This window comes from Jatrophihabitans sp. (assembly GCF_046262535.1).
Classification (GTDB): Bacteria; Actinomycetota; Actinomycetes; order Mycobacteriales; family Jatrophihabitantaceae; genus Jatrophihabitans.
In genome coordinates this window covers 22,042-32,797 of record NZ_JBHEMO010000079.1, presented here as the reverse complement: position 1 = coordinate 32,797, position 10,756 = coordinate 22,042, and the positions used below count along the sequence as shown (strand labels likewise).

Annotated in this window: 11 protein-coding genes; 5 read left to right on the top strand and 6 right to left on the bottom strand. The window is 69.3% G+C overall.

Annotated features, from left to right (window positions below):
• The coding region (locus ABR571_RS11380; protein WP_409453318.1) for a GNAT family N-acetyltransferase at positions 1-281 on the bottom strand (281 nt) is incomplete at its 3' end.
• 30 nt (positions 282-311) lie between these two features.
• Between ABR571_RS11380 and asnB the strand changes: the two genes are divergently transcribed.
• On the top strand, positions 312-2,213 hold the full coding sequence (gene asnB, locus ABR571_RS11375; RefSeq protein ID WP_409453317.1) for an asparagine synthase (glutamine-hydrolyzing): 1,902 nt from the start codon (positions 312-314) through the stop codon (positions 2,211-2,213).
• A 1-nt stretch (position 2,214) separates the two neighbouring features.
• Positions 2,215-2,622, top strand: coding sequence for a type II toxin-antitoxin system PemK/MazF family toxin (locus ABR571_RS11370; RefSeq protein ID WP_409453316.1), 408 nt, complete (start codon positions 2,215-2,217; stop codon positions 2,620-2,622).
• A gap of 22 nt (positions 2,623-2,644) precedes the next feature.
• On the opposite strand, the gene ABR571_RS11365 is transcribed toward ABR571_RS11370, so the two are convergent.
• Both ABR571_RS11365 and ABR571_RS11360 read right to left on the bottom strand, forming a co-directional pair.
• Entirely contained in the window at positions 2,645-3,616 is a 972-nt protein-coding gene (locus ABR571_RS11365; protein ID WP_409453315.1) for a carbohydrate kinase family protein, read from the bottom strand.
• Positions 3,617-3,651: 35 nt separating this feature from the next.
• The gene (locus ABR571_RS11360; RefSeq protein WP_409453314.1) at positions 3,652-4,035 is read right to left on the bottom strand and encodes a HesB/IscA family protein; all 384 of its coding nucleotides are present in this window, start codon (positions 4,033-4,035) and stop codon (positions 3,652-3,654) included.
• 143 nt (positions 4,036-4,178) lie between these two features.
• Here ABR571_RS11360 and nadA point away from each other — a divergent pair, with 143 nt between their 5' ends.
• Positions 4,179-5,351 (top strand): quinolinate synthase NadA, encoded by a 1,173-nt coding sequence (nadA, locus tag ABR571_RS11355; protein WP_409453313.1) that lies wholly within the window; start codon positions 4,179-4,181, stop codon positions 5,349-5,351.
• A gap of 62 nt (positions 5,352-5,413) precedes the next feature.
• A complete protein-coding gene (locus ABR571_RS11350; protein ID WP_409453312.1) occupies positions 5,414-6,025 on the top strand; it encodes a DUF3043 domain-containing protein in 612 nt (203 codons plus the stop codon).
• A 99-nt stretch (positions 6,026-6,124) separates the two neighbouring features.
• Here ABR571_RS11350 and ABR571_RS11345 read toward each other — a convergent pair whose 3' ends face one another.
• Genes ABR571_RS11345 through ABR571_RS11335 form a run of 3 tightly spaced genes read right to left on the bottom strand, consistent with a single transcriptional unit; the run spans position 6,125 to position 8,391 of the window.
• Complete coding sequence (locus ABR571_RS11345; protein ID WP_409453311.1) at positions 6,125-6,640, bottom strand: DinB family protein; 516 nt, start codon at positions 6,638-6,640, stop codon at positions 6,125-6,127.
• Between the two features lie 3 nt (positions 6,641-6,643).
• Entirely contained in the window at positions 6,644-7,291 is a 648-nt protein-coding gene (locus ABR571_RS11340; protein ID WP_409453310.1) for a response regulator, read from the bottom strand.
• Positions 7,243-8,391, bottom strand: a complete 1,149-nt coding sequence (locus ABR571_RS11335) for a sensor histidine kinase (RefSeq protein ID WP_409453309.1) — start codon at positions 8,389-8,391, stop codon at positions 7,243-7,245. Before ABR571_RS11335 ends, ABR571_RS11340 begins: the two co-directional genes overlap by 49 nt.
• A gap of 140 nt (positions 8,392-8,531) precedes the next feature.
• Between ABR571_RS11335 and ABR571_RS11330 the strand changes: the two genes are divergently transcribed.
• Positions 8,532-10,703, top strand: coding sequence for an MMPL family transporter (locus tag ABR571_RS11330; protein WP_409453308.1), 2,172 nt, complete (start codon positions 8,532-8,534; stop codon positions 10,701-10,703).
• Positions 10,704-10,756 lie beyond the last annotated feature (53 nt).

Genomic DNA, 10,756 nt, shown 5'->3' with positions numbered 1-10,756 from the left:
CGGCCGACGCCCGATCGCTGGGCGTCGGCGTGCACCAGCACGTCCTGGACGTAGCTGATCGACGCGTCGTCAGAGATCGCGCGAACGAGTCCTACGAGCCGTTCCCCCGCGAACGCACCGGCCACGAACGAGGACCCGGCCAGCGCCGCGCGAATCCGCTCCGGCTCCCGCGTGTAGACGGTCCAGCCAACTGATTCGTACAGGCTCAGCACTTCATCGAAGGGCAATTCGCCGACGGCGGGCACGTCTCTCACCTCGACCAGTGACATGGGCTGCATCATGCCGTCGGCGCGAACCGTAATACTGGACTCGTGTGCGGACTCATCGGTTTCCTCTCGGCGAACGGATCAGCGGCGCTCGTCGCCGACGAGGTCGACGCCTCGCTGCCCGACATGCGCCACCGCGGCCCGGACGAGGGCGGCGTGTGGCACGACGACGACGCCGCGATCGGGTTCCGCCGCCTGTCGATCATCGACATCGACCGCTCACACCAGCCGCTCCCCTGGATGGACGGGCGCTACGAGCTGATCTTCAACGGTGAGATCTACAACTATCTCGAGCTGCGGGAGCGACTGGCCCGCGAGTTCGGCGCGACGTTCGAAACCGACGGCGACGGCGAGGCGATCGTCGCCGGCTACCACTACCTCGGCCCGAAGGTCGTGCGCGAACTACGCGGCATGTTCGTTTTCCTCATCTGGGACTCGCACGAGCGGGTGCTGTTCGGCGCCCGCGACTGGTTCGGCATCAAGCCGATGTACACCTACAGCGACGACCGCGGCACGTTCTTCGCCAGTGAGAAGAAGTCTCTGCTGGACGTAGCCGGGCCCGACGTCGCGAAGGCGGTCGACACCACGTCGTTGCAGCACTACCTGACGCTGCAGTACGTCCCGGAGCCGGCATCGATGCACCAGGCCATCGGCCGCGTCGAGTCGGGGACGTACTTCACGTTGAAGCCGGGCGAGCAGTTGCGCACCCACCGCTACTTCCACCCGGACTTCGCGATCAAGCCCGTCGCGGAACCGGACAAGCTGTTCCGGCAGATCACCGAGGCCCTCGAGGACTCGGTCGAGAAACACATGCGGGCCGACGTCACCGTGGGCGCGTTCCTGTCCGGAGGCATCGACTCGACGGCGATCGCGGCGCTGGCCCGGCGGCACAACCCGAAGCTGCTGACGTTCACCACCGGCTTCGAGCGCGAGGGCTTCAGCGAGATCGACGTGGCGGCCGAATCGGCCGCGGCAATCGGAGTCGAGCACATCACGAAGGTGGTGAGCGCCGAGGAGATGATGGAGACTCTGCCGCTCATCGTCTGGTACCTCGATGATCCGGTGGCCGACCCGGCCCTCGTGCCGCTGTACTTCATCGCCCGTGAGGCCCGCAAGCACGTCAAGGTCGTGCTGTCCGGCGAAGGAGCCGACGAACTCTTCGGCGGCTACACGATCTACCGCGAGCCGATCTCGCTCAAGGCGTTCAACTACCTCCCGGCTTCCGCGCGGCGCGGCCTGGGTCGGCTCTCGACGCGGATCCCCGAGGGACGGCGGGGCAAGGATCTGCTGCGCCGCGGCGCGATCGGCATCGAGGAGCGCTACTACGGCAACGCCCGCATCTTCCGTCCCGACGAGATGCAGGGCCTCTACCGCCGCTTCGACCCGGACGTGTCCTACATGGACGTCACCCGCAAGCTGTACGACCAGACCACCCACCTCGACGACTCGACCCGCATGCAGTACGTCGACCTCTTCACCTGGCTGCGCGGCGACATTCTCGTCAAGGCGGACAAGATGACGATGGCCAACTCCCTCGAGCTGCGGGTGCCCTTCCTCGACACCGAGGTGTTCAACGTCGCATCGTCCATCCCGACGGATCTGAAGATCACCAAGGAGACGACGAAGTACGCGCTGCGCCAGGCGCTCACCCAGATCGTCCCGCCGCACGTACTCAACCGCGCGAAGCTCGGGTTCCCCGTCCCCATCCGGCACTGGCTCAAGGACGTCATGTACGAGTGGGCCCGCGCGATCATCACCGAGTCCCAGGCCGACGAACTCATCGACCGCGACGCCGCGTTGCGCCTGCTGGAGGCGCACCGCAGCGGACCGCACGACTACTCGCGCAAGATCTGGACGCTACTGGTGTTCCTCACCTGGCACGGCATCTTCGTCGAGGGCCGCATCACCCCGGAGGTCCCCGCGCCCGTCTATCCCGTCCGCCTCTGAGATGGCGGCGCTGCCCGATCACGTCGGCGCCATCGAGTTCGCCTACGCGCCGCATCCGGACGGGCACGCCGACCCGGGCGAGATCGTCTGGACCTGGGTGCCCTACGAGGACGATCCGAGCCGCGGCAAGGACCGGCCCGTCCTCGTCCTCGGGTTCACCGACCACTACTTGCTCGGTGTGATGCTCTCCAGCAAGGACCACGATCTCGACGCCGAGGACGAGGAGCGGCACGGACGTCATTGGCTCGACATCGGCGCCGGAGCGTGGGACTCCCGGCACCGGCCGAGTGAAGTGCGGGTCGACCGGATCCTGACGTTGGATCCCGCGGAGGTGCGCCGCGAAGGGGCACAGCTCGACCGCGCGATGTTCGACGACGTGGTCGCCGCCGTACGCGCGGCTCGAGGCTGACCGCCAGGCCGGCAGTTACGCCTCAGACCAGGTGGGGCAGGACCTCGGCCGCGCAGTCGTCGCCGTAGGACTCGGCCAGGCGGGCGCTGAAGGCGTCCTTCTCCACGCTGTACTCCTGCGTGCCGACGGTCTCGAGGACCATCGTCGCGAGCAGGCTGCCGACCTGGGCCGCGCGCTCCCACGACAGGCCCCACTCGCGGGCGGTGAGGAAGCCGGCGCGGAAGGCGTCGCCGACGCCGGTCGGGTCGTGCTTCGCCCGCTCCTTGGCCACGGGGACGTGGACCCGCTCGACCTCGCGGCCGGTGATCTCGACGCCCTTGGAGCCCAGTGTCGTGACCTGGACGTTGACCATGGCCCGGATGTCGGCCTCGGCCAGCCCGGTCTTCGACTCGAGCAGGCTCTTCTCGTAGTCGTTGGTGAAGAGCAGGTCGGCGCCCTCAATGAGCCCGCGCATCTGCTCGCCGCTCATCCGGGCGATCTGCTGCGACGGGTCGGCGGCGAAGCGGAAGCCGTGCTCGCGGCACTCGGCGCTGTGCTGGACCATCGCGGCCGGGTCGTAGGCACTGATCACGGCGAGGTCGGCGTCGGCCGCCTTCCAGGCATCGGCGATCGAGATGCGGTTCGCCTCACCCATCGCCCCGGCGTAGAACGAGCCGATCTGGTTCATCTCCTCGTCGGTCGTGCAGACGAAGCGAGCGGTGTGGTGCTTGGGCGAGACGTAGACGAAGTCGCAGTTGACGCCGTGGTGGGTCAGCCAGTTCCGGTACTCGTCGAAGTCCTGGCCCACCGCGCCGATGAGCACCGGCGCGCCGCCGAGCTGCGCCATGCCGTAACAGATGTTGGGGGCCACGCCGCCGCGGCGGACGACGAGTTCGTCGACCAGGAACGACAGCGACACCTTGTGCAGCTGATCGGCGAGCAGCTGCTCGGAGAACTTCCCCGGGAAGTGCATCAAGTGGTCGGTCGCGATGGACCCAGCAACGAGTACAGGCATGCGCAGAGGCTACCTGGCGGTAGGACGGCCGCGCGTCAGCCGCAGAACGAGTTACCGCACGCGCAGCCGCCGCCCGCGTTCGGGTTGTCGATCGTGAAGCCCTGCTGCTCGATCGTGTCGGTGAAGTCGATCGTGGCGCCGCCGAGGTACGGGGCGCTCATCCGGTCGAGGACGAGCGGAACACCGTGGACGTTGACCTCGATGTCGCCGTCCAGGCTGCGCTCGTCGAAGAAGAGCTGGTACTGCAGGCCGGCGCAGCCGCCGGGCTGCACGGCGATGCGCAGGCGGAGGTCGTCGCGACCTTCCTGGTCGAGCAGGGCGCGGACCTTGACCGCGGCGCCTTCGGTGAGCGACACGTCCTTGGCCGGGGCGTCGGCCGGCGCGGCGGTGAGCTCGACGGAGGTTTCGGTGGTGGTCATATCGCTCCCAAAGTCCTGGTGCAAGCCTGGTGCAAGCGTGTGATTCGACTATCGGTGGCAACCGGGGCATCCCGGCCGCTATTCCAATGGTAACCATCGCAACGACGAAGGTGAGCCGTTCACCGCGCCGATACCATCCCGGCATGACCTTTACCGAGCCGGCGGCGACCCCGTTGGCCCTGTTGCTACTGGGTCGGGGCACCGATCCGGATTCCGAGCGCGGCGTGGATTGCCCCGGCGAGTTGCCCGCGGCGTCCGATCCCACGCTGGTCGAGCGGGCCCGCGCGGCCCGCGAGGCCCTCGGCGCACGGGCGTTCCTGCTCGGCCATCACTACCAACGCGACGAGGTAATCCAGTTCGCCGATGTGACCGGCGACTCCTTCAAGTTGGCCAAGGACGCCGCCGCCCGTCCCGAGGCGGAGTACATCGTCTTCTGCGGCGTGCATTTCATGGCCGAGTCGGCCGACATCCTCACGGGTCGGCAGCAGCAGGTGATCCTGCCCGACCTGGCGGCCGGTTGCTCCATGGCCGACATGGCGTCCTACCAGCAGGTTGTCGAGGCGTGGGAGGTGCTGTCGGCCGCGGGCATCGCCGACGTCACCGTCCCGATCACCTACATGAACTCGTCCGCGGCGATCAAAGGTTTCGCCGGCGAACACGGCGGTGCGGTCTGCACGTCGTCCAACGCCGAACGGGCCCTGCGCTGGGCGTTCGACTCGGCTACGGGCGGCGAGAAGGTGCTCTTCCTGCCCGACCAACACCTCGGGCGCAACACCGCGGTGCTGCAGCTCGGCATCCCGCTGGAGGAGTGCGTGGTCTTCAACCCGCACAAGCCCGAGGGCGGTCTCACCGTCCGGCAACTGCGCGACGCGAAGATGATCCTGTGGGCCGGGCACTGCTCGGTGCACGGGCGGTTCACCGCCGACAACGTGGCCGACGTGCGTCGCCGGATCCCCGACGTCAACATCCTGGTGCACCCCGAGTGCCGCCACGACGTGGTCCTCGCCGCCGACCAGGTCGGCTCCACCGAGTACATAATCCGGGTGCTCGAGGCCGCTCCGGCCGGCTCGTCCTGGGCCGTCGGCACCGAACTCAACCTGGTCCGTCGCCTGGCGGCGCGGCATCCGGACAAGCGAGTGGTCTTCCTCGAAAAGACGGTCTGCTACTGCTCGACGATGAACCGCATCGACCTGCCACACCTGGTGCACTCGCTCGAGTCATTGGCCCGCGGCGGGGTGGTCAACCGGATCACCGTCGAGCCCCGAGTCGCGGAGAACGCCCGGCTGGCCCTCGACCGGATGCTCGCGCTGCCCTGATCACTGGGGCGCGCACGTCCGTCGGGCCGGGCGGCTCCGACGGGGCCGGTATCGTGAGCCCCGTGAAGCTGTCCCGCCGCGAGAAGCCCGCCGACGCCGATGTCGCCACTGTCGACGAATCGGAACCGGACGCGGCCGCCGCACCACGCAAGGGCCGGCCCACGCCCAAGCGGCGGGAATCACAGGGCAAGCGCGGGCCGGTGTCCGCGCCCAAGACCCGCAAAGAGGCATATGCCCGGCAGAAGCAGCTCGCCCGGCAGCAGAAGACCGACCGGGCTACGGCCAAGCCGCGCACCGTCGCCGAGCAGCGCGCGGCCCTGCGGCGGGGCGACCCGACCGCGCTGCCGCGGCGCGACCAGGGCCCGACCCGCAAGCTCGCCCGCGACTACGTCGACTCGCGGCGCCTGCTGAGCAACTACTTGCTCTTCCTGTTCCCGGTCATGATCGCCGGCCTGGCGCTGCCGCAGCTCCAGATCATCGTGCTCGTCGTCTTCATCGCCCTGCTGATGGAGTGGTACGTGATCGGCAAGGGCATCCGGACCCTCGCCATCGAGCGCGACGGCTCGGCACAGGGCGGCAACATGACGATCGGCTTCTACGCCGGCAGCCGGGCCTATCTCCCGCGCCGGTGGCGGCTGCCGAAGCCCCAGGTCGAGCGCGGCGACCCGATCTAGCCCGCCGTCCAGCCAGTCGATCAGCTTTTCCTCCGTCAGCGACGCTGCCGACGGCCGCCGGCGACGCCGGCGGAGGAAAACCTGATCAAACCCGCGCGCTCAACGGCCGGTGACTCCGTCCAGCTGCTCACGCAGCAGATCGGCGTGGCCGTTGTGCCGGGCGTACTCGCCGATCATGTGCACGTACACCATCCGCAGCGAGAACGCGTCGTCGTGCACCTCGAAGGTGGAGTCGAAGTCCAGCGCCGCCGCGGCCGCGTCGGCCGCCGCCCACTCGGCCCGTAACCGGTCGAAGGCCGCCTCCGCGTCACCCGGGTCCAGGTGGTCGAAGTCGTGGTCCTTGCCCAACGCCGGGTCGTACAGCGGCCCGATCGCCTCCCCCGCCGCGCGGATGCGGAACCAGATGCGCTCGACCTTGGCGGCGTGCCGGACGAGGCCGAGAAGCGACAGGTTGGACGCCGGGAGCGGGCGGGTCGCCAGCTGGTCGGCGGACAGGCCGGCACAGATGTTCAGCAGTGTCGCCCGCTGCCAGCCGAGATAGCCCTCCAGCATCGGCCGGTCGGAGCCGACCAGCGGGCCGTCGACGGGCGCGGGGACGGGCGCGGTCCAGGCCACGTCTCAGCCGTTCAGGTAGGTCAGGACGGCCAGCACCCGTCGGTTGTCGTCTTCTGACTGCGGCAGCCCGAGCCGCAGGAAGATGCTGTTCGTGTGCTTGCTGACCGCCTTCTCGGTGACGAACATCTGGGCGGCGATGGCCGCGTTGGAACGTCCCTCGGCCATCAGCGAGAGCACTTCGCGCTCGCGCGGCGTCAACGTCGTCAGCGGGTCGTCGGCGGCCGAGCGCCGGGTCAGCAGCTGCGTGACCACTTCCGGGTCCATCGCCGTTCCGCCGCCGGCGACCTGGCGCACGGCGTCGACGAACTGCTCGACGTTGAACACCCGGTCCTTGAGCAGGTAGCCGACACCGCCGGATCGGTCGGCCAGCAACTCCCGGGCGTAGAGCTGCTCGACGTACTGCGAGAGAACGAGGATCGGCAGGCCGGGGACCTGCTGCCGCGCTTCGATGGCGGCCCGCAACCCCTCGTCGGTGAACGACGGCGGCAACCGGACGTCGACGACGGCGACATCGGGCTTCTGGGTGGTCAGTGCCCGCAACAGCGACGGCCCGTTGTCGACCGCCTCGACGACTTCGAAGTCGTTGGCCTCGAGCAGCCGGATCAAGCCGTCCCGGAGGAGGGCGAGATCTTCAGCGAGGACGACGCGCACGGCAGCACCATAACGAGTTCCGTCGGTCCGCCTGGTGGGCTTTCTATGGCGAGCGTGCCGTCGAACGCCGAGAGCCGGCGCTCGATACCGCGCAAGCCGGTGCCGAGCGCGGGGTCGGCGCCCCCGGCACCGTCGTCACGGACAACAACCGTCAGGACGTCCCCGGAACGCCGCAGGCTGATCCACGCGTGGTGGGCGGCGGAGTGCTTGATCACGTTCGCCAGCGCCTCGGCGACGGCGAAGTAGGCCGCCGACTCGACCGGCGCCGACATCCGTCTGTCGAGCGGAGCGTCCACCTCGACCGGCATCGGGACGGCGAGCGCCAGCGCCTGCACCGCACCGACGAGACCGCGGTCGGCCAACACAGGGGGATGGATGCCGCGCACCAGGTCGCGCAGCTCGGCCAGTGCGTCGCTGCTCGCCGCCCGGGCCTCGGTGAGCAGCGCGCGGGCGCTGGCGGGATTGCGGCTGAACTCCTGCTCGGCCAGCGCCAGGTTCATGCCCAACGCGACCAGCCGGGCCTGCGCCCCGTCGTGCAGATCGCGCTCGATGCGGCGCAGTTCGGCCGCCTGGGTGTCGACGGTCTCGGCGCGCGACTCGGTCAGCTGTTCGACCCGAAGGGCGAGCCGACTCTTCTCCGACACCGAGAGCATCGACCGGTTGACACTGGCATGGGCCCGCATGGCCATGCCCGGGGGCAGCCACCAGAACAGCAGGTCGAACACACCCTCGACGATGCCGACGACCGCCAGCGCGAGCCCGGCCGACCCGTTGGCCACGAGCCACCCGGCGTCGCGCCACCGCGCCGGGTCCTGGAACAGCGCCCGGGTCTGCACCAGCAGGTTGCCTCTCGGCACCGTCAGGTACGGCGATTCGATGGGCGGCTGACCGTCGACCGAGCCGATCCGGCGGCGGTGCAGGTCGGCGAGCGGGCGCACGGCGGACATCGTCGCCAGCAGCATCGGCACACCGATCCAGACCGTGATCAACGCCGTGCTGGTCACCGTCAGCACGAACAACAGGAGGCAGACGGCGGCCAGGGCCGTCGCCGTGATGGACCACGCCAGCAGCTTCAGGCGAGGTGCGAATCCGTCGATCACCGGTCCATCTTGACGCACCGGAGCCCACTCGCCGGTGGAGAAAAGTCCACCATGGCCGGGGACTCAGGCCCAGTGCCGGCGAGGCAGTGCGACGGCAGCGTGACGAGCGTCAGAACTCAGCACGCACGAAAGGCACTCACGTGTCCCAGAAGTCAGGAACGCAAAGCCGGCCGGTCACCGTACTGGTGGCCCGGTGGAGCGCGACCCAACCGTGGCGGGCGATCGCCCTCTGGCTCGTCTTCGTCGCCGCGAGCGTCGCGGTCGGCAGCAGCATGGGGTTGCACAAACTGAGCGACATCGACCAGATGTCCGGCCAGTCGAAGCAGGCCGCGCAGTGGCTGCACGATTCGGGCCTCGAGTCCCCCGACACCGAGAACGTCCTCGTCACCGCCCGGACCGGTCATCTCGACGCAACGGACGCGCGGAAGGCTCTCGCCGCCGCGGCCGCGCGGATGCGGACGCTGCCCGAAGTGGCCGCGGTCGGCTCCCCGGTCACCTCGGCCGACCGGTCGGCGATGACGGTGCAGCTCACGCTGCACGACGACGCCTCCGCCAAGCCGCTGCTCGACGCCACCGCCGCGGTGCAGAGAGCCTTTCCTGCGCTGCGGGTCGAGGAGGTCGGCTCGGTCTCGATGAACGACGCCATCAACGACCAGGTCGGCTCCGACCTGTCGGCGGCGGCGACCTACAGCATCCCGGTCACGCTGGTGATCCTGCTGATCGCTTTCGGCGCCATCGTGGCCGCCGGCGTCCCGGTGCTGCTCGCACTGTCGGCGGTGGCATCGGCCACCGGGTTGGCGACGATCGCCTCCCAGGTGCTGCCGAGCGCGGACACGATCTCGAGCATGATCCTGCTCGTCGGCATGGCCGTCGGCGTCGACTACTCACTCTTCTACGTCAAGCGGGCGCGGGCCGAACGGCACCGCGGTCGCAGCCAGCTCGACGCCGTCGAGATCGCGGCCGAAACCGCCGGCCACTCGGTGCTGGTGTCGGGCCTCGCAGTCATGGTGTCGATGTTCGGCCTGTACTTCGGCGGCGATTCCACCTTCGCCTCGCTGGCCACGGGATCCATCATCGTCGTGGCCGTGGCCGTGCTCGGTTCCCTGACGGTGCTGCCGGCGCTGCTGGTCAAGCTCGGCCGGCGCATCGACCGGCCCCGCGTGCCGGTGCTGTGGCGGTTGACCGACCAGGATCGGCCCGCTCGTCTCTGGCCGGCCCTGCTGCGTCCCTCGCTCAACCACCCGGCTCGCACCTTGACCATCTCCGTGGTGCTGCTCGGCGCGGTGGCGCTGCCGGCCCTCGGCATGAAGCTGGCGTCGGGCAGCCTCGATTCCTTGCCGTCGTCGATCGCCGAGACCCACACGATGACGCGACTGACGGAGGCCTTCCCGTCGAAGGCAACCGATCAGCGGATCGTCGTGAACGCGCCGGCCGCCCAGTCCGCCGCGGTGGAGCAGGCGTTGCGCCGTGTTGCGCGGGGCGCCGATTCGACCGGTCTCTCCGTGCGCAGCGCGCTTCCGGACCTGCGGGCCTCCAGGGACGCGACCGTGCACGTCCTCACGTTGAACGCACCGTTCGACGCCGAGGCGGCCAAGGCCCGGCAGGGTGTGCAGGTGCTGCGCTCGACGCTGATTCCCGACGCCCTGGGAAGCGTCGACGGCGCGCGGTTCGCCGTCAGCGGGGACACGGCCTCGAGCATGGACACCGACACCAACATGTCCGACCACCTGCCGTGGGTGATCGGGTTCGTGGTCCTGCTGACGATGCTGATCATGGGCTGGGTGTTCCGCTCGGCGGTGATCGCGGTGACGACGGCCGCGGTGAACCTGCTGTCGGCCGGAGCGGCGTTCGGTGTCCTGGTGCTGACCTTCCAGAACTCGTGGGCCGAGTCGCTGCTCGGCTTCAGGTCGACCGGACACCTGATCAACTGGATCCCGCTGTTCACCTTCGCCGTGCTGTTCGGGCTGTCGATGGACTACCACGTGTTCGTCATCAGCCGGATCCGGGAGGCCGCCCAGCGGGGCCTCTCGACCCGGGATGCGATCCGCGAAGGCATCACCGGCTCGGCCGGGACGGTGACGAGCGCGGCCCTGGTGATGGTCTCGGTGTTCGCCATCTTCGCCTCGCTGCACATGATCGAGATGAAGGAGATCGGCATCGGGCTGGCCGTCGCGGTGCTCGTCGACGCGCTCGTGGTCCGAGTGATCGTGCTCCCCTCGCTGATGATGCTGCTCGGCCGCAGGAACTGGTGGCCGGGGCGGATCACGATGACCCATCCCGAGCCGGCCACCGGCGAACTGGTCGCCGTCTGACCGTCCTGCCTCGGCCCGGGAGCGGCGCGACACGCGGTGTGTCGCGCCGCTGC